This is a genomic window from Streptomyces phaeofaciens, assembly GCF_014648915.1.
Lineage (GTDB): Bacteria > Actinomycetota > Actinomycetes > Streptomycetales > Streptomycetaceae > Streptomyces > Streptomyces phaeofaciens.
On the sequence record NZ_BMSA01000027.1, the window covers coordinates 28,503 to 49,402 of the forward strand.

15 protein-coding genes are annotated in these 20,900 nt (G+C 72.5%); 5 read left to right on the forward strand and 10 right to left on the reverse strand.

Annotated elements, in window-relative coordinates:
* Positions 1-60: 60 nt before the first annotated feature.
* Genes IE275_RS34890 through IE275_RS34920 form a run of 7 tightly spaced genes read right to left on the reverse strand, consistent with a single transcriptional unit; the run spans position 61 to position 8,070 of the window.
* Positions 61-891: an HpcH/HpaI aldolase/citrate lyase family protein gene (locus IE275_RS34890; RefSeq protein ID WP_189716652.1), complete on the reverse strand. Its 831-nt coding sequence runs from the start codon at positions 889-891 to the stop codon at positions 61-63.
* Entirely contained in the window at positions 888-2,093 is a 1,206-nt protein-coding gene (locus tag IE275_RS34895; protein WP_189716653.1) for a CaiB/BaiF CoA transferase family protein, read from the reverse strand. The genes IE275_RS34890 and IE275_RS34895 overlap by 4 nt, the downstream gene beginning before the upstream one ends.
* Positions 2,090-2,983: a ribokinase gene (rbsK, locus tag IE275_RS34900; RefSeq protein WP_189716654.1), complete on the reverse strand. Its 894-nt coding sequence runs from the start codon at positions 2,981-2,983 to the stop codon at positions 2,090-2,092. The genes IE275_RS34895 and rbsK overlap by 4 nt, the downstream gene beginning before the upstream one ends.
* Positions 2,980-4,347, reverse strand: coding sequence for an ADP-ribosylglycohydrolase family protein (locus tag IE275_RS34905; protein WP_189716655.1), 1,368 nt, complete (start codon positions 4,345-4,347; stop codon positions 2,980-2,982). The genes rbsK and IE275_RS34905 overlap by 4 nt, the downstream gene beginning before the upstream one ends.
* Entirely contained in the window at positions 4,335-5,513 is a 1,179-nt protein-coding gene (locus IE275_RS34910; RefSeq protein WP_189716656.1) for an ADP-ribosylglycohydrolase family protein, read from the reverse strand. Before IE275_RS34910 ends, IE275_RS34905 begins: the two co-directional genes overlap by 13 nt.
* An 8-nt stretch (positions 5,514-5,521) precedes the next feature.
* The gene (locus tag IE275_RS34915) at positions 5,522-6,994 is read right to left on the reverse strand and encodes an ADP-ribosylglycohydrolase family protein (protein ID WP_189716657.1); all 1,473 of its coding nucleotides are present in this window, start codon (positions 6,992-6,994) and stop codon (positions 5,522-5,524) included.
* The gene (locus tag IE275_RS34920) at positions 6,991-8,070 is read right to left on the reverse strand and encodes an ADP-ribosylglycohydrolase family protein (RefSeq protein ID WP_229870910.1); all 1,080 of its coding nucleotides are present in this window, start codon (positions 8,068-8,070) and stop codon (positions 6,991-6,993) included. Before IE275_RS34920 ends, IE275_RS34915 begins: the two co-directional genes overlap by 4 nt.
* Before the next feature lie 273 nt (positions 8,071-8,343).
* Between IE275_RS34920 and IE275_RS34925 the strand changes: the two genes are divergently transcribed.
* From IE275_RS34925 to IE275_RS34935, 3 genes are all read left to right on the forward strand, one after another.
* A complete protein-coding gene (locus IE275_RS34925) occupies positions 8,344-9,075 on the forward strand; it encodes a VIT1/CCC1 transporter family protein (protein WP_189716658.1) in 732 nt (243 codons plus the stop codon).
* 373 nt (positions 9,076-9,448) lie between these two features.
* Positions 9,449-14,056 carry a glutamate synthase large subunit gene (gltB, locus tag IE275_RS34930; protein ID WP_189716659.1) on the forward strand — a complete coding sequence of 1,536 codons (4,608 nt, stop codon included), beginning with the start codon at positions 9,449-9,451 and terminating at the stop codon, positions 14,054-14,056.
* Entirely contained in the window at positions 14,049-15,509 is a 1,461-nt protein-coding gene (locus tag IE275_RS34935) for a glutamate synthase subunit beta (protein WP_189716660.1), read from the forward strand. The genes gltB and IE275_RS34935 overlap by 8 nt, the downstream gene beginning before the upstream one ends.
* A gap of 121 nt (positions 15,510-15,630) precedes the next feature.
* Here the strand turns inward: IE275_RS34935 and IE275_RS34940 are convergent, their stop codons facing one another.
* Positions 15,631-16,539, reverse strand: a complete 909-nt coding sequence (locus IE275_RS34940) for a rhomboid family intramembrane serine protease (protein WP_189716661.1) — start codon at positions 16,537-16,539, stop codon at positions 15,631-15,633.
* Positions 16,540-16,612: 73 nt separating this feature from the next.
* On the opposite strand from IE275_RS34940, the gene IE275_RS34945 reads away from it, so the two are divergent.
* Together IE275_RS34945 and qcrB are read left to right on the forward strand one after the other, a co-directional pair.
* Positions 16,613-17,335, forward strand: coding sequence for a vWA domain-containing protein (locus tag IE275_RS34945; protein ID WP_189716662.1), 723 nt, complete (start codon positions 16,613-16,615; stop codon positions 17,333-17,335).
* A gap of 73 nt (positions 17,336-17,408) precedes the next feature.
* Positions 17,409-19,046: a cytochrome bc1 complex cytochrome b subunit gene (gene qcrB, locus IE275_RS34950; protein WP_189716663.1), complete on the forward strand. Its 1,638-nt coding sequence runs from the start codon at positions 17,409-17,411 to the stop codon at positions 19,044-19,046.
* A gap of 16 nt (positions 19,047-19,062) precedes the next feature.
* Here qcrB and IE275_RS34955 read toward each other — a convergent pair whose 3' ends face one another.
* Both IE275_RS34955 and IE275_RS34960 read right to left on the reverse strand, forming a co-directional pair.
* Positions 19,063-20,265: a GDSL-type esterase/lipase family protein gene (locus tag IE275_RS34955; protein WP_189716664.1), complete on the reverse strand. Its 1,203-nt coding sequence runs from the start codon at positions 20,263-20,265 to the stop codon at positions 19,063-19,065.
* A complete protein-coding gene (locus tag IE275_RS34960; protein ID WP_189716665.1) occupies positions 20,262-20,834 on the reverse strand; it encodes a TetR/AcrR family transcriptional regulator in 573 nt (190 codons plus the stop codon). Before IE275_RS34960 ends, IE275_RS34955 begins: the two co-directional genes overlap by 4 nt.
* Positions 20,835-20,900 lie beyond the last annotated feature (66 nt).

A 20,900-nucleotide genomic window follows, 5' to 3' on the forward strand; every position in this document is an offset into this window, starting at 1 on the left:
ACCGTACGACGACGAGGGCGCCCGGTTCTGCCGGGCGCCCTCGTCGTGTGCGGGCACGGGCTAACGCCTGCGGGCGAGGGACCGGGTGCGGTGCGCCGCCGCGACCACCGCCGCGTCGATGAACCTGCCGTCCGGGAGGGCCTGGGCGCCCTGTTCCACCGACGCGGCCTTGATGACGGTCTCCGCCTCCTCCAGTTCCTGTTCGGTGGGCAGGTAGGCCCGCTCGATGATCGGGAGCTGGCGGGGGTGGATGGCGGCGCGGCCCAGGAAGCCGAGGGCGCGGCCGTGGGCGCAGGAGGAGGCGAGGCCGTTCAGGTCGCGTGTGTCGGGGTGGACGGACTGCGGCGGCGGGATCAGGCCCGCGGCCCGTGCGGCGACGATCACCCGGGAGCGGGACCAGTCCAGGCCGGCGTCGGCGCGGATGCCCAGGTCGGCGCGGAGGTCGGCCTCTCCGAGGGCGATCCCGCGCAGGGCGGGGTGCGCGGCGGCGATGGGGTAGGCGTGCTCGACGCCGAGCGCGGTCTCCAGGAGGGCGTACAGGGGCGGGGCCGCGCCCACCGGCGGGGTGACGGCCTCGGCGATCCGGGTGATCTGGGCCGCGGAGGTGACCTTGGGCAGCCGGAGGCCGCGGACGCCGGGGAGGGCGGCGACCGCGTGCAGGTCGGCGGCGGCCAGCGGGCCGTCGAGGGCGTTGACCCGGACGTGCACCGGGACCGGCTGGGGGTCGCGGAGGCGTTCGGCGGTGGCCGTGCGGGCGTACTCCTTGCGGTCGGGGGCGACCGCGTCCTCCAGGTCGATGATGACGACGTCGGCGCCCGAGGCGAGCGCCTTGCTGACGATGTGCGGGCGGTCGCCGGGGACGTAGAGCCAGGTCAGCGGGGTGGGGATCACAGAGCGCCCGCCTCGCGGAGGGCCGTCAGCTCGGTGCTCGTCAGACCCAGCTCGGTCAGGACGCTCTCCGTGTCGGCGCCGTGCGGGCGGCCGGCCCAGCGGATCGCGCCGGGCGTGGCGGAGAGCCGGAAGAGGACGTTCTGCATCCGCAGGGGGCCCAGCTCCGGGTCGTCCACGGTGGTGACCGTGTCGAGGGCCTGGTACTGGGGGTCGGCCATCACGTCCCGGACGTCCTGGATCGGGGCGATCGCCGCCTCCGCCTTCTCGAAGGCGGCGAGGACCTCGGTACGGGAGCGGGCGGCGATCCAGCCGCCGACCGCCGTGTCGAGGACGTCGGCGTGGGCGGCACGCTCGGCGCCCGTCGCGAACCACGGCTCGTCGATCAGCTCGGGGCGGCCGACCAGCCGCATCACGCGCTCCGCGATCGACTGGGCCGAGGTCGAGACGGCGACCCAGGTGCCGTCGGCCGTGCGGTAGGTGTTGCGCGGGGCGTTGTTCGCGGAGCGGTTGCCGGTGCGTTCCTGGACGTGGCCGAGCTGGTCGTACCAGAGGGGCTGCGGGCCGAGGACCATCAGGATCGGTTCGATCAGGGCCATGTCCACGACCTGGCCCTCGCCGGTGCGGTCGCGGGCGGCCAGGGCCGTCATGACGGCGTAGGCGGTGGCCAGGGCGGCGATGGAGTCGGCGAGTCCGAAGGGCGGCAGGACCGGGGGCGCGTCCGGTTCGCCGGTGATCGCGGCGAAGCCGCTCATCGCCTCGGCGAGGGTGCCGAAGCCGGGCCGGTGGGCGTAGGGGCCGAACTGTCCGAAGCCGGTGACCCGGGTGAGGACCAGCCGGGGGTTGGCCGCCGACAGCTCCTCCCAGCCGAGGTCCCACTTCTCCAGGGTGCCGGGGCGGAAGTTCTCGACGATCACATCGGCGGTGGCGGCCAGGCGCAGCAGGGTGGCGCGGCCGCCGGGCGTGGAGAGGTTCAGGGTGATCGTGCGCTTGTTGCGGCCGAGGAGCTTCCACCACAGGCCGACGCCGTTCTTGGACGGGCCGTGGCCCCGGGAGGGGTCGGGTTTCGCGGGGTGCTCGACCTTGATCACCTCCGCGCCGAAGTCGCCGAGCAGGGTGGCGGCGAGCGGGCCGGCGAACAGGGTGGCGAGGTCGAGGACGCGCAGGCCGTGCAGCGGGGCCGTCCTGGGGGTGTTCTCGGTCATGAGGCGTACTGCTTGTCGATCTCGGAGCGGTACGGCATCGAGGCGGAGGCGCCCGGGCGCTGCACCGAGAGCGCGGCCGCGGCGGCCGCCCAGGCCAGGGCCTCGCGGATGGGGCGGTCCTCGCCGCGGGCCACGGCGAGCGCGCCGACGAAGGTGTCGCCCGCGCCGGTGGAGTCGACGGCGGCGACCTGGGGGGCGGGGACGAGGACGGGTTCGGCGCCGCGTGTCACATAGAGGCTGCCGGCCGCGCCGAGCGTGACGACGATCTCCGGCACGCTGTCCAGCAGGGCCGCGGCCGCCTCCCGGGGGTCGGTGCGGCCGGTGAGGGTGGTCGCCTCGTGTTCGTTGGGGACCAGCAGGTCGACGGCGGCGAGGAGTTCGGGCGGCAGCGGCCGGGCGGGGGCCGGGGTGAGGATCGTACGGACGCCGTGGGCGCGGGCCGCGCGGGCACCGGCGACGACGGCGGGCAGCGGGACCTCCAGCTGGAGGAGCAGCGCGTCGGCGGAGGCGATCAGGCCCTCGTCGCCGGGGGCGAGGTGGTCGACGGTGCCGTTCGCGCCGGGGACGACGACGATCGCGTTGCCGCCCTCGTCGTCCACGACGATGTGCGCGGTGCCGGAAGGGGACTCCACCGTGCGCAGATGATCGGTGTTCACGCCGGAGTGCTCCAGGGTGGAGCGCAGCCGGGCGCCGAAGGAGTCGTTGCCGACCGCACCGATCATCGAGACGGTGGCGCCCGCGTGGGCGGCGGCGACCGCCTGGTTGGCGCCCTTGCCGCCGGGGATCGTACGGAACTCCCGTCCGGTGACGGTCTCCCCGCGCTGCGGGGCCTTCTCGACGTATGCGACGAGGTCCATGTTCGTGCTGCCGAGCACGACGATGTCGGTCATGGGCGGGACGCCTCCCGGTGGGTGAGGTGGGCGAGGGTGTCGAAGCCGGTGCCGTCGAAGCCGGCGACGGAGGTGGCGAGACGGTTCTTGAGCGGGGCGGTCCAGCGGTCGGGCAGTGCGGTGGGGTCGCCGGCGAGCAGGCCGGCGATGCTGCCCGCGGTCGCGCCGTTGGAGTCGGTGTCCCAGCCGCCGGACACCGCGCGGCAGACGGAGCCGGTGAAGTCGCCGTTCGCGTGGGTGAGGGCGGCGGCGATCAGGGCGGTGTTGGGGACGGCGTGGACCCAGTGGGTGGCCTTGTGGACGGTGTGGAGTTCGTCGACGACGGTGTCGAAGTCGGGGTGGACCTCGGCCAGTTCGACGGCGTGGGTGATCGCTCGCGCGAGACGGGAGCGGGGCGGGATCACCGTGAGGCCGGTGTGCAGGCAGGTGTGGATGTCGTGGCGTCCCGTCGCCGCCGTCGCCAGGGTGGCCGCCGTGAACATGGCCGCGTAGACGCCGTTGGCGGTGTGGGTGAGGGTGGCGTCGCGGTGGGCCTGTGCGGCGGCGGCGGCCGGATCGCCGGGGTTGGTCCAGCCGTGGACGTCGGCCCGGATGAGGGCGCCGATCCATTCGCGGAAGGGGTTGCGGTGGCGGGCGGTGCGCGGGGGTTCGATGCCGGAGAGGAGGTTGCGGTAGGCGATGCGTTCGGCGGTGAAGGTGCGGCCCGCAGGGAGTTCGTCCAGCCAGAGACCCGCCACGTCGGTGGTGGTGAAGTCCCGGCCGTGGCGGCGGAGCAGGAGCAGGTTGAGGAGGGGGTAGTTGAGGTCGTCGTCCTCGGGCATGCCGTCGATGTTCTCGGCGAGGGAGGTGCCGGCCGAGCGGCGGTTCCAGGGGTGTTCCGCGAGGAGCGGGGCGGGGACGCCCCGGGCGGTGAAGTAGCTGTCCAGGGGCCAGTTGCCGGTGGACCGCGCGAGCCGGCGGATGGCGTCCAGGGGGAGTTTCTCCACGGGTTTGCCGAGAAGGCAGCCGGCCGCCCGGCCCAGCCAGGAGGCTTCCAGGGCGGCCGGGGCGGGGGCGGCCGGGCGGGGTCGGGTCGCGAGGTCCGGAGCCTGCGGGGTGTGGCGGCGGATGGCGGCGAGGTCGGTCGGTTCGTCCTCCGCGAGTCTGCTGGGCAGGTCGGCCAGTTCGTCCAGCAGGTCCTCGGCCAGTTGGCGCAGGTAGCGGGAGGCCGGGCGGGGGGAGGCGCCGGCCCGGGCCGGCGCCTCGGGGCCGCCCGCCGCTCGCCAGCGGGCGGCGACGGTCCAGGGTTCCCGGCCGTCCTCGGCCGCCTGGCGGAGTTCGTGGCCCAGGAGGTCCTCCGGCTGGACCCAGGTCAGTCGGAGCATCCTGGGCCTCCGAGGAGGGTGGCGAGGGCCGACTCGTGGGACCGGCGTCTGCGGATGTCCTGGGCGACGACGTGGCGGGTGACCTCCGCCAGGGTGCGGGCCGGCTCCCACAGGTCCAGGCGGCTGGCCTCCGCCACCTGCTTCGCCCACTCGTCCGGGACGGGCGAGCCCAGGGCGCCGGCCAGGGCGCCCGCCATCGTGGCGATCGAGTCGCAGTCGCGGCCGTAGTTCACCGCGCCGAGGACGGCGTGCCGGTAGTCGCCGTCCGCGACCAGCAACATGCCGAGCGCGACGGGGAGTTCCTCGATCGCGTGCAGCCGGGAGGGGCGGCGGGCGCCGAGGGAGGGCCGGCGGTAGTCGGGGCCCACCGTGTCGTACGGGGTCACGGCCCGGCGCAGAGGGAGCAGGGCCGATTCGAAGTCCCGGTGGCGGGAGGCCTCTTCGCAGACCGTCTCGATCGCCGTGCGGGTGCCGTCCTTCGCCAGGGCCAGACAGGCTGTCACGACCGAGTCGGGTGTCGCGCCCGGCGCGCAGGCCGCCGCGACCGCCGCCGCGAAGACACCCGCCGCCTCCCGGCCGTACGAGGACTGGTGGGCGCCGGCGATGTCCAGGGCCTCGGCGTAGGCGCCCGCCGGGGCGGCCGCGTTGACCAGGCCGACCGGGGCCATGTACATCGCCGCACCGCAGTTGACGATGTTGCCGACGCCGGCCTCGCGGGGGTCCACATGGCCGTAGTGGAGCCGGGCGACGAGCCATTTCTCCGCCAGGAAGATCCGCTGGAGGGGGAGTGCCTCCGCCTCCAGCTCCGGGATCCAGCGGGGGGTCGTCATCAGGTCGGGCACCAGGTGGTCGGCGATCGCGTACGCGTCGAGGTGGTCGCGGACCGTGGCGTAGACCCTGATCAGGGCGTGGGTCATCAGGGTGTCGTCGGTGACGTGGCCGTCGCCCTTGTGGTACGGGGCGATGGGGCGGGCGGTGCGCCAGGCCTCGCCGTTCCAGGGGCCGACGATGCCGTGGACGCGGCCGCCGTGGCGCTCGGCGATCTGGTCGGGGGAGTAGCCCTCGACCGGGCCGCCGAGGGCGTCGCCGACGGCCGCGCCGACCAGGGCGCCGGTGATCCGTTCGTCCAGACCCGCCTCATGGCTTTCTACTGCTTTGGGCGTCATGCCCCGAATCATCCTCCTGGTGGGGCCGGTTGTGCGGCTTCCAGGAGTTCGGCGAGTTCCACCAGGTCGGTGTCGGTGAGGCGGGGGAGCACACAGCCGGACAGGGTGCGGCAGGTGTCGCGCCAGGAGGCGGGGATCGCGTCGCCGCCCCCCAACGCCCCGGTGAGCGCGCCCGCCAGAGCCGGGGCCGAGTCCGCGACCCGGGACAGACAGGCGGCCGCCGGGACGGCCTCGGCGACCCGGCCGCCGGAGGCGAGGGCCAGGGCGAGGGCCACCGGGACGGTCTCGGCGGCCGCGATGCCGTAGCTGTAGACGTGGTCCACGATCTGGTGCTCCAGGAGGGGGACCAGTGCGAAGGCGCTCTCGGCGTCGTGCGCCAGTTTCAGGGCGTGGCGGGTGTTGCGGCCGATCTCCGTCCCCTCCGGGAGTTCGGCGAGGGCCGCCGACACACAGGTCCCGGGGTCCGCGCCGACGAGGGCCAGCGCGAGCGCGGCCGCCATCGCCCGGGCGCCGTGCACGCCGTCGCCGTCCTGGGTGTAGCGGGCGTCGAACTCGGCCAGTTCGGCGGCGAGTCGGGGGTCGCCGGGGTGGGCCACGGCGAGGACGCAGGCGCGTACACAGGCCGCGTCGTCGAAGTAGTGGGGGTTGTCGTGGCCGGTGGCGGGCGGGCGCAGCCCGGCGGCGAGGTTGCCGAGGCCGGCGCGGACGGAGATCCGGGCGCGCAGCGGGAGGACCGCGGACTCGATCTCCGGGGCGCGGTCGGCCGCCGCCGCGACTTCGCTGGCGACGGCGTTCCAGGTGAGGTCGATGGCGGCGCGCATCCGGCGTTCGCGGCTGAGGTCGCCGAGGGCGGTGTCGTCGCCGGCCCGCAGGACGGCCTCGGCCGCGAAGGCCGCCCACTCGGCGTCGTCGGAGGGGCCGAGGCGCAGCGGCTCGGGGGGCTGGTTGAGGGCGATGGGGACGGGGAGGGTGGTGGTGGCGTTGTGTTCGGCGAAGGTGTCCAGTTCGCGGGTGAGGCGGCGGGTCCACTCCGGCATCCGGGCGGCGCGGTGCCGTGCGGCGGGCCAGCCGGCGGCGTCGCCGGCGGCGAGGCCGAGCAGGAGGCCGGTGACGCGGCGGGGGCGGGGCGGCGCGGCCTTCTCGCCTTCGGCCCGACGGCTCGCGCCTTCGCCGTCCGGGCGGCATCGGGTGCCGGGTGCGGGCGTGGGCGTGGGTGCTGGCGCGAGTGTGGGTGTGGGCGGGGGTGGCGCCGGTGGGGCGCCCGTGCCGCCGACGGCCGTGGGCACGCCCGGTTCCGCCGTGATCGTCGCGCTCTGCGCCTCGGGCGGTGCCGGTTCCGCCGTGATCGTCGCGCTCTGCGCCTCGGGTGGATCCGGTTCCGTCGTGGTCGCCGGTTCCTGTGCCTCGGGCGGTTTCGGTTCCGCCGTGGTCGTCCCGGCGGTCATGCCCTCGTCCCAGGGGCCCGGGCCAGGTGGTCTCATCGCTCTGTCTCCGTTCGGTGGATCTCCGTTCGGTGGGTCTCCGCTTCGGCCGTCGGGGCCGGGTCGTGGCCCAGCAGGCTCGGCACCAGGTCGGGTACGACCACCCCCTCGCCCCACTTCCCGCCCTCGCCCGGCACCAGCAGTTCGGCCACGTCCAGGACGTGGTGGCCGGCCATCGACGGGAGGCAGCTGCCGCGGGCCGGGCCGATGGCCGCCGCCCAGTCGGCGGGGATGGCGGAGACGCCCTGGGTCGCGCCGGCCAGCGCGCCCGCGACCGCCGCGGTGGTGTCGGCGTCGCGGCCCATGTTGACCGCCGTGAGGACCGCCTGCGCGAAGTCGCCGTCGGCCGCCGCGTACGCGCCGAAGGCGAGGGCCACGGCCTCGGGGGCGAGGTCGGTCCAGGGGTAGCCGCCGATGACGACGGCGGAGCGGACCGCGCGTTCGCCGCGGTGGGCCACCGCCACCGCCCGGCGCAGGGAGCGGGCCGTCCAGGAGTCCTCGGGGACGACGGCCAGCGCGGAGGCGATGACGGCGATCGTCGGCGCGTCCGCCATCGCCGCCGCCACGCCCGCCGCGACGGCCTGGCCGCCGTAGATGCCCTCGCCGTCGTGGCTCACCGAGCCGTCGATGGCGACGAGCCGGGCGGCTTCGGCCGGGCGGCCCGCGGCGAACACGCCGAACGGTGCCGCGCGCATCGCCAGACCGTCGCTCCAGGCGTGCCGGTGCTGGGCGGAGATGGGGGCGGCCAGGCCCCGGCGGAGGTTCTCCAGGGTGCCGCGTTCGCTGAAGCCGGCGCCGCGGAAGGGGCCCTCCTCGCGGTCGGCGATCCAGTGGTGCCAGGCCGCCTCCACGTGGGCGGGGGTGAGTGCGGAGCCGTGCCGGGCCAGCAGCAGGCCGGAGAAGATCGCGTACTCGGTGTCGTCGGTGCCCGCGGGCCGGTCGGCGACATAGCCGGTGATGCGGCCCCAGCGGGCGCGGATCTCCGAGGGTTTCAGGTTCTCGGCCGGTGCGCCGAGGGCGTCTCCGACGGCGAGGCCGAGCAGGGCGCCACGGGCCCGCTCGCGGATCGATGGCAAGGGCGGCGGCCTCTCCTCCGGGGCTCCGCACGGGCGCGGAGCCGTTGGCGGATGTGTCCCACCATCGGCGGTTGACCTGAGCCTCGAATCCCCTCATGTCACCCGGTCGACATTTGTGCGCCACCTTGATCGAATGAGCGCTCGACGGTAAAAGCGCAGGTTAGCCCAGCCTTTCCTTGCTGGTGGATCAGGTATGACCGGCGTATCTTGATGGCTGTCGTAAATTAGAACTTGTCCAGACTTAGCTTTCCGGCTCCATCCTGGGGGATCCTCATGGCCATCATCGACACCGAGGCGCCGCTGCACGAGGCGCACCGCGACAACCACACGCACCGCGATGTGAACGGCGGCTGGCTGCGCCCCGCCGTCTTCGGCGCGATGGACGGCCTGGTCTCCAACCTCGCCCTGATGACCGGTGTCGCGGGCGGGGACGCCGGACGGCAGGCCCTGGTGCTCACCGGTCTCGCGGGGCTCGCCGCGGGCGCCTTCTCCATGGCCGCCGGCGAGTACACCTCCGTCGCCTCCCAGCGGGAACTCGTCGAGGCCGAGCTGGACGTCGAACGCCGGGAGCTGCGCAAGCACCCGAAGGACGAGGAGGCCGAGCTCGCCGCGCTCTACGAGACGCGCGGCGTCGAGCCCGAGCTGGCCCGGCAGGTCGCCCGCCAGCTGTCGCGCGATCCCGAGCAGGCGCTGGAGATCCACGCCCGTGAGGAGCTGGGCATCGACCCGTCCGACCTGCCCTCGCCGCTGGTCGCCGCCGTGTCGAGCTTCGGATCGTTCGCGCTGGGCGCGCTGCTGCCGGTCCTGCCCTATCTGCTCGGGGCGAGCGCGCTGTGGCCGGCCGTGCTGCTGGCGCTGTTCGGACTGTTCGCGTGCGGCGCCGTCGTGGCGCGCGTGACCGCGCGCAGCTGGTGGTTCAGCGGGCTGCGCCAGCTCGCGCTCGGCGGTGCGGCGGCCGGTGTGACGTACGTCCTGGGCAGTTTCTTCGGAACGGCCGTAGGATAGTGCGACCGCTAGTTATGCGATGGGCCGCATAAGTAGCCGTTACTGACTGGTTTCGACTGCTTAACCAGCGGGCATGAGCCGTAAGCGCTGTGGGCAATGACGCCTGTGGCGCACTCGCGGGGTGGGCGTAGTCGCCCACGCTGCCTTTCGGACCGACGGACATCGATCTGTCCCGTTCGGTCCCCACACACTTTCAGCCAGGTGCGCGGTACCCCCGCCGCACGCCCATGGCGTCCGCATGTTGGAACGGAGTATCCGGTTCCCGAGAACCGCTCCATCATGTAACCTGCACGAAATTTTGCGAACACGCAGAGGGCCAACGTCGTCCCTCGGCACGCCAGATATGCCACTTGAGACGACGACGGGAGAGCCGATGCGTACGCCGCGCCAGCCGTCCCAGCATTCCGCGAATGGCCAGAACTGGTCCTTCATGGATGCTCGCCCTGCTGCGCAGGGTATGTACGACCCCCGCAACGAGCACGACGCCTGCGGCGTCGGCTTCGTGGCCACCCTCACCGGAGAGGCGAGCCACACGCTGGTCGAGCAGGCGCTGACCGTTCTGCGCAACCTCGAGCACCGCGGCGCCACCGGCTCCGAGCCGGACTCCGGCGACGGCGCGGGCATCCTCACCCAGGTCCCCGACGCGTTCCTGCGCGAGGTCACCGGGTTCGAGCTGCCCGAGGCCGGCTCCTACGCCGTCGGCATCGCCTTCCTCCCCGAGGACGACACCCAGGACGCCGTCTCAACGATCGAGACGATCGCCGCCGAGGAGGGCCTCACGGTCCTCGGCTGGCGCGAGGTCCCCGTCGCCCCCGAGCTGCTCGGCGCCACCGCCCGCTCCACCATGCCCGCCTTCCGCCAGGTGTTCGTCACCGACCGCCGGAGCGAGGGCATCGCCCTGGACCGCAAGGCGTTCGTGCTGCGCAAGCGCGCCGAGCGCGAGGCCGGCGTGTACTTCCCGTCGCTCTCCGCGCGGACCATCGTCTACAAGGGCATGCTGACCACCGGTCAGCTGGAGCCCTTCTTCCCGGACCTGTCCGACCGCCGCTTCGCCTCGGCCGTCTCGCTCGTCCACTCCCGCTTCTCCACGAACACCTTCCCGTCGTGGCCGCTCGCCCACCCGTACCGGTTCGTGGCGCACAACGGTGAGATCAACACCGTCAAGGGCAACCGCAACTGGATGCGCGCCCGCGAGTCCCAGCTCGTCTCCGACGCGTTCGGCTCCGCCGGCCAGGGGAACAACGACCTCGAGCGCGTCTTCCCGGTGTGTACGCCGGACGCCTCCGACTCGGCGTCCTTCGACGAGGTGCTCGAACTGCTCCACCTCGGTGGCCGCTCCCTGCCGCACTCCGTGCTGATGATGATCCCGGAGGCGTGGGAGAACCACGACTCCATGGACCCGGCCCGCCGCGCCTTCTACCAGTACCACTCCACGATGATGGAGCCCTGGGACGGCCCGGCCTGTGTCACCTTCACCGACGGCACCCAGGTCGGCGCCGTGCTCGACCGCAACGGTCTGCGCCCCGGCCGCTACTGGGTCACCGACGAGGGCCTCGTCGTCCTCGGCTCCGAGGTCGGCGTCCTCGACATCGACCCCGCCAAGGTGGTCCGCAAGGGCCGTCTCCAGCCCGGCAAGATGTTCCTCGTCGACACCGCCGAGCACCGCATCATCGAGGACGACGAGATCAAGGAGCAGCTCGCCGCCGCGGCCCCCTACGCCGAGTGGCTGGAGGCCGGCGAGATCGAGCTGGGCGACCTGCCCGAGCGCGAGCACATCGTCCACACCCACGCCTCGGTCACCCGCCGCCAGCAGACCTTCGGTTACACCGAGGAGGAGCTGCGCGTCATCCTGGCGCCGATGGCCAAGACCGCCGGCGAGCCGCTCGGCTCCATGGGCACCGACTCGCCGATCGCCGCGCTCTCCGCGCGTCCCCGGCTGCTCTTCGACTACTTCACCCAGCTGTTCGCGCAGGTCACCAACCCGCCGCTGGACGCGATCCGCGAGGAGCTCGTCACTTCTCTGCGCTCGTCGCTCGGCCCCGAGGGCAACATCCTCGAGCCGACGGCCGCCTCCTGCCGCAGCGTCACCCTGCCGTTCCCGGTGATCGACAACGACGAGCTGGCCAAGCTCATCCACATCAACGCCGACGGCGACATGCCCGGCTTCAAGGCCGCGACCCTCTCCGGCCTGTACCGGGTGCACGGCGCCGGCGACGCGCTCGCCGCGCGGATCGACGAGATCTGCGCCGAGGCCGACGCCGCCATCGAGAACGGCGCCCGGCTGATCGTCCTGTCGGACCGCCACTCCGACGCCGAGCACGCGCCGATCCCGTCGCTGCTGCTCACCGCGGCCGTCCACCACCACCTCATCCGCACCAAGCAGCGCACCCAGGTGGGCCTGCTCGTCGAGGCCGGTGACGTCCGCGAGGTCCACCACGTCGCGCTGCTGATCGGCTTCGGCGCCGCCGCCGTCAACCCGTACCTGGCGATGGAGTCCGTCGAGGACCTGCTGCGCGCGGGCACCTTCATCAACGGCCTGGAGCCCGAGCAGGCGATCCGCAACCTGATCTACGCGCTCGGCAAGGGCGTCCTGAAGGTCATGTCCAAGATGGGCATCTCGACCGTCGCCTCCTACCGCGGCGCCCAGGTCTTCGAGGCCGTCGGTCTCGACGACGCCTTCGTCGAGAAGTACTTCAACGGCACCGCCACCAAGATCGGCGGCGTCGGCATCGACGTCATCGCCAAGGAGGTCGCCGCCCGGCACGCCAAGGCGTACCCGGCGTCCGGCATCGCGCCGGCCCACCGCGCCCTCGACATCGGCGGCGAGTACCAGTGGCGCCGCGAGGGCGAGCCGCACCTGTTCGACCCGGAGACGGTCTTCCGCCTCCAGCACTCCACGCGTGCGGGCCGCTTCGACATCTTCAAGCAGTACACGGACCGCGTGAACGAGCAGTCCGAGCGGCTGATGACCCTGCGCGGGCTCTTCGGCTTCACCTCGGACCGCCCCTCGATCCCCGTGGACGAGGTCGAGCCGGTCTCCGAGATCGTCAAGCGCTTCTCCACCGGCGCCATGTCGTACGGCTCCATCTCCAAGGAGGCGCACGAGACCCTCGCCATCGCCATGAACCAGCTGGGCGGCAAGTCCAACACCGGTGAGGGCGGCGAGGACCCGGACCGTCTGTACGACCCGGCGCGCCGCTCGGCGATCAAGCAGGTCGCCTCCGGCCGCTTCGGCGTGACCAGCGAGTACCTGGTCAACGCGGACGACATCCAGATCAAGATGGCCCAGGGCGCCAAGCCCGGCGAGGGCGGCCAGCTGCCCGGCCACAAGGTGTACCCGTGGGTCGCCAAGACCCGGCACTCCACCCCGGGCGTCGGTCTGATCTCCCCGCCGCCGCACCACGACATCTACTCCATCGAGGACCTGGCCCAGCTGATCCACGACCTGAAGAACGCGAACCCGCAGGCGCGGATCCACGTGAAGCTGGTCTCGGAGGTCGGCGTCGGCACGGTCGCCGCCGGTGTGTCGAAGGCGCACGCGGACGTCGTGCTCATCTCCGGCCACGACGGCGGCACGGGCGCCTCGCCGCTGACCTCGCTGAAGCACGCGGGCGGCCCCTGGGAGCTGGGCCTGGCCGAGACCCAGCAGACCCTGCTGCTCAACGGCCTGCGCGACCGGATCGTGGTCCAGACCGACGGCCAGCTCAAGACCGGCCGTGACGTGGTCATCGCCGCGCTGCTGGGCGCCGAGGAGTTCGGTTTCGCGACCGCGCCGCTCGTCGTCTCCGGCTGCGTCATGATGCGTGTCTGCCACCTGGACACCTGCCCGGTCGGTATCGCCACCCAGAACCCGGTCCTGCGCGACCGCTTCTCGGGCAAGGCCGAGTACGTGGTGAACTTCTTCAAGTTCATCGCGGAGGAGGTCCGCGAGCTCCTCGCCGAGCTGGGCTTCCGCTCCATCGAGGAGGCCGTCGGCCACGCCGAGGTCCTCGACGTGGCGCGTGCCGTCGACCACTGGAAGGCGCAGGGCCTGAACCTGACCCCGCTGTTCCACGTGCCCGCCCTGCCCGAGGGCGCGGCCCTGCACCAGGTCGTCCCCCAGGACCACGGCCTGGAGAAGGCGCTGGACAACGAGCTGATCAAGCTCGCCGCCGACGCGCTGGCCGCCGACTCGGCGACCGACGCCCAGCCGGTGCGCGCCCAGGTCTCCATCCGCAACATCAACCGCACGGTCGGCACCATGCTCGGCCACGAGGTGACGAAGAAGTTCGGTGGCGCGGGCCTGCCCGAGGGCACCATCGACATCACCTTCACCGGTTCCGCGGGCCAGTCCTTCGGCGCCTTCCTGCCGCGCGGTGTCACGCTGCGCCTGGAGGGCGACGCCAACGACTACGTCGGCAAGGGCCTCTCCGGCGGCCGGGTCGTCGTCCGCCCCGACCGGGGCGCCGACCACCTCGCCGAGTTCTCCACGATCGCGGGCAACACCATCGCCTACGGTGCGACCGGCGGCGAGCTGTTCCTGCGCGGCCGTACCGGTGAGCGGTTCTGCGTCCGCAACTCCGGCGCGCTGGTCGTCTCCGAGGGCGTGGGCGACCACGGCTGCGAGTACATGACCGGCGGTCACGCGGTGGTCCTCGGCGAGACGGGCCGCAACTTCGCGGCCGGCATGTCCGGCGGCATCGCCTATGTGATCGACCTCGACCGCGACAACGTCAACGTCGGCAACCTGGACGCCGTCCAGGCGCTGGACGACGCGGACAAGCAGTGGCTGCACGACGTGGTGCGCCGCCACGCGGAGGAGACCGGCTCCACGGTCGCCGAGAAGCTCCTGGTCGACTGGGACGCCTCCGCCGAGCGCTTCACCAAGATCATCCCCAGTACGTACAAGGCCGTGCTCGCCGCCAAGGACGCCGCCGAGCGAGCGGGACTCTCCGAGTCCGAGATCACCGAGAAGATGATGGAGGCGGCGACCAATGGCTGACCCGAAGGGCTTCCTGAACCACGGCCGTGAGGTCGCCAAGTCCCGTCCCGTCGACGTGCGTCTGAAGGACTGGAACGAGGTCTACGTCCCGGGCTCCCTGCTGCCGATCATCGGCAAGCAGGCCAGCCGGTGCATGGACTGCGGCATCCCGTTCTGCCACAACGGCTGTCCGCTGGGGAACCTGATCCCCGAGTGGAACGACTACGCCTACCGCGAGAACTGGTCGGCCGCGTCGGAGCGGCTGCACGCCACGAACAACTTCCCGGAGTTCACGGGCCGTCTGTGCCCGGCCCCGTGCGAGTCGGCGTGCGTGCTCGGCATCAACCAGCCGGCCGTCACCATCAAGAACGTCGAGGTCTCGATCATCGACAAGGCGTGGGACGCGGGCACCGTCGCCCCGCAGGCCCCGGAGCGCCTGTCGGGCAAGACCGTCGCGGTCATCGGCTCGGGCCCGGCGGGCCTGGCCGCCGCCCAGCAGCTGACCCGGGCGGGCCACACCGTCGCCGTCTACGAGCGCGCGGACCGTGTCGGAGGCCTCCTCCGTTACGGCATCCCCGAGTTCAAGATGGAGAAGCGGCACATCAACCGCCGTATCGAGCAGATGCGCGCGGAGGGCACCCGCTTCCGTACCGGCATCGAGATCGGCCGCGACCTCAAGGCGACCGACCTGAAGAAGCGGTACGACGCGATCGTCATCGCCGCCGGCGCCACGACCGCCCGTGACCTCCCGGTCCCCGGCCGTGAGCTCAAGGGCGTCTACCAGGCGATGGAGTACCTGCCGCTGGCCAACAAGGTCCAGGAGGGCGACTACGTCACCTCCCCGATCACGGCCGAGGGCAAGCACGTCGTCGTCATCGGCGGTGGCGACACCGGCGCCGACTGCGTGGGCACCGCCCACCGTCAGGGCGCGGCCTCCGTCACCCAGCTGGAGATCATGCCCCGCCCGGGCGAGGAGCGGAACGCCGGCCAGCCGTGGCCGACCTTCCCGATGCTCTACAAGGTCACCTCGGCCCACGAGGAGGGCGGCGAGCGGGTCTACTCCGTCTCCACCACCCACTTCGAGGGCGACGAGGACGGCAACGTCCAGTGGCTGCACCTCACCGAGGTCGAGTTCATCGACGGCAGGCTGACCCCGAAGCCGGGCACGGAGCGCAAGATCCCCGCCCAGCTGGTCACCCTCGCCATGGGCTTCACCGGCACCGACCGTGAGAACGGCCTGGTCGAGCAGTTCGGTCTGGACCTCGACGAGCGCGGCAACATCGCCCGTGACGCCGACTTCCAGACCAACGTGCCGGGCGTCTTCGTCGCCGGTGACGCGGGCCGCGGCCAGTCGCTCATCGTGTGGGCGATCGCGGAGGGCCGCTCGGCCGCCCGCGGCTGCGACCGCTTCCTCACCGGAGCCAGCGAACTGCCGGCCCCGATCCGTCCGACGGACCGTTCCCTGATGGTCTGATCCCCGCCGGCCCTCGCTCGCCCGAGGGCCCCGCACACGTCCCGTACAAAGGCGTACGGAACACAGACGGCGCCTGCCCCCAGTCCCCGACCGGACGATGGGGCGGGCGCCGCCGCCTTTCTCAGGCCAGTGCGCCGACCTTGCCGACGACGAGGACGACGAGCAGGGCGAGCAGGGCCAGACACACCCCCGCCTGGATCCACGGGCGGCGCCCGCCGCGGGGCGCGTACGCGTACGCCACCGTCACCACCGCGCCCGCGAGCAGCCCGCCGAGGTGGCCCTGCCAGGAGGTGAGGCCGGCGGAGATCACCAGCCACAGCAGCAGGCCCGCCATGAAGCGGTTGACGGCGTTCATGTCGGCGCCGAGGCGGCGGGCCATGACGTAGTAGGCGGCGCCGACGCCGAAGATCGCGCCGGACGCGCCGACCGTGGGGGTGGCGGGCGCGATCAGCAGCACCAGTACCGAACCGCCGAGCGCCGACAGCAGATAGAGGGCGAGATAGCGGATCCGGCCGAGCTGGGACTCGACCACCCGGCCCAGGTTCCACAGCGACACCATGTTCATCACGATGTGCAGGATCCCGAACGTGCCCTCGGTGGCCGGCATATGGAGGAAGGCGCCGGTCAGCAGCCGGTACCACTCGCCGTCCACCACCCCCGTGGGGTGGAAGCCGGCCGGGTACGAGGAGCTCCAGACGTACAGCCCGCCGTCCGGTCCGGTGAGCGCGGCGCCGAGCATCTCGAAGCGGTCCACGAGCGCCGGGCGCACCAACTCGCCCAGGTAGGCGAGGACGTTCAGCCCGATCAGCACGTACGTCACCATCGGCACGGCCGACACGCGGCCGCCGACGACCGTACGGGCCCGGCGGACCGACCGCGCGCCCTCCCGTACGCACTCCGGGCACTGGTGGCCGACGGCCGCCTCGCGCATGCAGTCCGGGCAGATGAACCGCTCGCAGCGGGTACAGCTCACGTACGACTCCACCTTGGGGTGGCGGTAGCACGTGGTGACGGCGGACTCGGGCTCCACGGCCGGCTCCTCGGGATTCTCGGCAAGAGCGAACAAAATAGCGAACGCCGGTGGGTGTGGGAGGGTGGGGGCCATGGTCGCGATCAGTCTCAGCAAGGTTCAGGAGACCGCACCCGCGCTGGTCAACCTCTACAAGAGCGCCGGGGTCTCCCTCACGAAGCACGGGCTCGACGGGCAGCGGGCCGCCGTCTACCTCGTGGTCGACTACTCGGGGTCGATGAAGCCGTACTACGGGGACGGGAGCGTACAGGCGCTCGCCGACCGGGTGCTGGGGCTGTCCGCGCACCTCGACGACGACGGCCGGGTCCCCGTCGTCTTCTTCTCCACCGACGTCGACGCCGTCACCGAGATCGCGCTCGCCGACCACCAGGGGCGGGTGGAGCGGATCGCGGCCGGGCTCGGACACATGGGGAAGACCAGCTACCACCTGGCGATGGACGCGGTCATCGACCACTACCTCGACAGCGGCTCACGCGACCCCGCGCTCGTCGTCTTCCAGACCGACGGCGGCCCGATCAACAAACTCGCCGCCGAGCGGTACCTGTGCAAGGCCGCGCGGCTGCCGCTGTTCTGGCAGTTCATCGGCTTCGGCGACCGGGGCAGCAAGCAGTTCGACTTCCTGCGCAGGCTCGACGAACTCCCCGTACCGGCCAAGCGGGTCGTCGACAACGCCGGCTACTTCCACGCCGGCGCGGACCCGCGCACGGTGCCGGACGCGGAACTGTACGACCGGCTGGTCGGCGAGTTCCCGAAGTGGCTGGTGGCGGCGCGGGCGGCGGGCATCGTCCGGCCGTAACGCGCGTACGCACCATTGGCCCCGCCGCGCCGCCGTGCCACCCTGGGAAGATCCGACGGGGAGGCGGCGGCGCATGGAAGACGACGCGCGATCGGGGCACGGGGGCAGGGGCGGCGAGCCCGCGAAGGGGGAGCGGGTCGCCGACTGGGCCGACGGGCGTCTGGGCGTCTACGGGCTGGCCCGGACGAACCTGCGCAAGGTGTTCCCCGACCACTGGTCCTTCATGCTGGGCGAGGTCTGCCTCTACAGCTTCCTCGTCCTCATCCTCACCGGCATCTACCTCACCCTGTTCTTCGAGCCCAGCAGCGCCGAGGTCGTCTACGACGGCTCCTACGTGCCGCTCAACGGCATCCCGATGACCAGGGCGTACGAGTCGACGCTCGACATCAGCTTCGACGTGCGCGGCGGGCTGCTGATCCGTCAGATCCACCACTGGTCGGCGCTGGTCTTCGTCACCGGCATGCTGGTGCACATGATGCGGGTGTTCTTCACCGGCGCCTTCCGCAAGCCGCGCGAGGTCAACTGGCTGTTCGGCTGGACCCTGTTGATGCTCGGCATCCTCACCGGCCTGACCGGCTACTCGCTCCCCGACGACCTGCTCTCCGGCACCGGCATCCGCTTCGCCGACGGCGCGATCCTGTCGATCCCGGTCGTCGGGACGTATCTGTCGTTCTTCCTCTTCGGCGGGGAGTTCCCGGGCCACGACATCATCTCGCGGCTCTATCCGATCCATGTCCTGCTGCTGCCCGGGATCATGCTGGGGCTCGTCGTGGCCCATCTGATCCTGGTGTTCTTCCACAAGCACACCCAGTACCCCGGGCCCGGACGGGACCAGAAGTCGGTGATCGGCATGCCCTTCATGCCGGTCTACATGGCGAAGGCGGGCGGCTTCTTCTTCCTCGTCTTCGGTGTGCTGACGGTGATGGCGGGCGTCGCGACCATCAACCCGGTGTGGGCCTTCGGGCCCTACCGCCCGGATCTCGTGACCACCGGCGCGCAGCCCGACTGGTACCTCGGGTTCTCCGAGGGGCTGATCCGGGTGATGCCGGGCTGGGAGATCAGCGCCTGGGGGCACACGCTGATCCCGGGCGTCCTCATCCCCTTCTCCCTCTTCCCGCTGATCCTGCTGGCCCTCGGCCTCTATCCGTTCGTCGAGGGGTGGATCTCCGGCGACAAGCGGGAGCACCACATCCTCGACCGGCCGCGCAACGTGCCCGTCCGCACGGGCCTCGGAGTGGCCTGGCTGACCCTGTACGTGGTGCTGCTGATCGGCGGCGGCAACGACATCGTCGCCACGCATCTGCATCTGTCCATCAACGCCATCACCTGGTTCGTGCGGATCGCCGTCTTCGTGGGGCCGGTGGCCGCCTTCATGGTGACCAAGCGGATCTGTCTGGGGCTCCAGCGCCGGGACCGGGAGAAGGTGCTGCACGGCCGGGAGACCGGCACCATCAAGCGCCTTCCGCACGGCGAGTACGTCGAGGTCCATGAACCCCTCGGCCGGGAGCAGTTGTTCACCCTCACCCAGCACGAGGAGCAGCCGCCCTACGAGATCGGCGCGCGCGTCGACCACAACGGTGTGCGCCGGCCGGTCACCGTCTCCCAGCGGGTGCGGGCGCGGCTGGCGCGGGCCATGTTCGGCCCGGAGAGCCGGATCCCGAAGCCGACCCCGGAGGAGTACCGCGAACTCACCCGCGGGCCCGGTCACTAGGCCGGGCTCGGCCCTGTCAGGACTCGGGCCGGGGTCGGGGCCGGGGTCGGGGGAGCAGGTCCCGGAGCAGGGGGGCGAAGCGTTCGGCGATGCGGTGGTGGGTGGCCGGGTCGGGGTGGAGGCCGTCGGGCAGGGGGAGTTCGTCGGCGTCGGACTCGCCGTAGAGGTCGCGGCCGTCGACGTGGTGGAGGGCGGGGTCGTCGGCGGCGCGGGCCGCCACGATCCGGGCCAGTTCGGCGCGGATCACGCGCAGGGTCAGCTTTCCCTGCGCGACCTCGGCCGGGTCGCCCATGGGCTGGAAGCGCACCTGTCCGCCGCCGGCGGCGGTGACGTCGAGGGCGGTGGGGCCGGGCGTGGTCTCGTGCATCGGGCAGAGGACCGGTGAGACGACCAGCAGGGGCGTGGTCGGGTGGCCCTCGCGGACGGTGTCGAGGAAGCCGTGCACGGCCGGGGTGAACGCCCGCAGCCGCATCACGTCGAGGTTCACCAGGTTGATGCCGATCTTGACGCTGATCAGGTCGGCGGGTGTGTCCCGCAGGGCGCGCGCGGTGAACGGGTCGAGCAGGGCGCTGCCGGCCAGGCCCAGGTTGATCAGCTCCACGCCGGCGAGCGAGGCGGCGCGCGCGGGCCAGACGGCCGTGGGGCTCGCGGCGTCGGAGCCGTGGCTGATGGAGCTGCCGTGATGCAGCCAGACGGGCCGGCCGTGGGGCGGGGCGGGCTCGACGGGGGCGTCGGTGCGCAGGGCGAGGAGTTCGGTGGTCTCGTTGTGGGGCAGCCAGATCTCGACGGTCTTCGGTCCGGCGGGCAGGCCTTCGAAGCGCACGGTGCCGGGTGACCCGGGGCGGAACGAGGTCGCGCCGGTGGCCAGGTCGACGGTCAGCAGGTGGCCGCCGTCCGGCACACCGCCCTGGGCGGTCAGCCGGCCGTCGACGAGCAGGTCGTACACCCCGTGCGGGCGGGCCGGGACGCCGGCGTAGGCCCGGCGGGTGGGCAGGGCGTCGAGTTCGACGACGGTGGCGCGGGTGCGCAGGGCCAGCCGTATGCCCGAGGGCTGGGACTCGGCCATGGCGAGCTGGCCGTCGTCGCACTGGGCGCGGGCCCGGGCGGGGAGCCGGTGGGGCAGCAGGCCGCGCTCGGTGCGCTCCAGGTCCAGGGCGCCGCGCACGAGGTCGGCGGTGACCGGCGTGGTGATCAGGTCGTGGCGTCCGGTCGTGGTCATGACGGGGCCGGCCAGTTCCGCAGCAGCGCGTCGAGGGCGTCCAGCATCCGGGTCCAGGTCTCCTCGGAGTCGGGCAGGCTGTGGCTGAACCCGCCGCCGAGTTCCAGGCTGACATAGCCGTGGAAGAAGCTGCCCAGCAGCCGGACCGCGTGCGTCTGGTCGGGTTCCGCGAGGTCGTAGCCGCGCAGGATGGCCCGGGTCATCTGGGCGAGCCGGACGCCCGCGCTGGCGGCCGCCGTCTCCGGGTCGAGGCGCAGCCGGGCGGCGGTGGTGCGGCCGGGGTGTTCCCGGGCGTAGTCGCGGTGGACGTTCGCCAGAGCGGCCAGGGCGTCCTTGCCGGCCCGTCCGGCCAGGGCGTCGGCGGCGCGGTCGGCCAGCTCCTCGAGTGCGAGCAGCGCGATCCGGGTCCTGAGGTCCTGGGAGTTCTTCACGTGCGAGTACAGACTCGCCGGCTTGACGTCGAACCGCCGGGCCAGTGCCGAGACGGTCACCTGATCGAAGCCGCTCTCGTCGGCCAGTTCCGCGCCCGCTCGGGTCAGCCGTTGCGGGGTCAGTCCCACCCGTGCCATCGCCATCCTCCCAGTCGTCTGCACTGATTATGTATTTGCCTAAAAGCTTTAGGCAAATTACCGTCA

Coding starts and splice junctions, on each gene's coding strand:
- IE275_RS34960 (WP_189716665.1), bottom strand. CDS start 20,834: ATGGCACGGGTGGGACTGACCCCGCAACGGCTGACCCGAGCGGGCGCG.
- IE275_RS34895 (WP_189716653.1), bottom strand. CDS start 2,093: ATGACCGAGAACACCCCCAGGACGGCCCCGCTGCACGGCCTGCGCGTC.
- IE275_RS34925 (WP_189716658.1), top strand. CDS start 8,344: ATGGCCATCATCGACACCGAGGCGCCGCTGCACGAGGCGCACCGCGAC.
- IE275_RS34915 (WP_189716657.1), bottom strand. CDS start 6,994: ATGAGACCACCTGGCCCGGGCCCCTGGGACGAGGGCATGACCGCCGGG.
- IE275_RS34945 (WP_189716662.1), top strand. CDS start 16,613: ATGGTCGCGATCAGTCTCAGCAAGGTTCAGGAGACCGCACCCGCGCTG.
- IE275_RS34955 (WP_189716664.1), bottom strand. CDS start 20,265: ATGACCACGACCGGACGCCACGACCTGATCACCACGCCGGTCACCGCC.
- qcrB (WP_189716663.1), top strand. CDS start 17,409: ATGGAAGACGACGCGCGATCGGGGCACGGGGGCAGGGGCGGCGAGCCC.
- rbsK (WP_189716654.1), bottom strand. CDS start 2,983: ATGACCGACATCGTCGTGCTCGGCAGCACGAACATGGACCTCGTCGCA.
- IE275_RS34910 (WP_189716656.1), bottom strand. CDS start 5,513: ATGACGCCCAAAGCAGTAGAAAGCCATGAGGCGGGTCTGGACGAACGG.
- IE275_RS34935 (WP_189716660.1), top strand. CDS start 14,049: ATGGCTGACCCGAAGGGCTTCCTGAACCACGGCCGTGAGGTCGCCAAG.
- IE275_RS34905 (WP_189716655.1), bottom strand. CDS start 4,347: ATGCTCCGACTGACCTGGGTCCAGCCGGAGGACCTCCTGGGCCACGAA.
- gltB (WP_189716659.1), top strand. CDS start 9,449: ATGCGTACGCCGCGCCAGCCGTCCCAGCATTCCGCGAATGGCCAGAAC.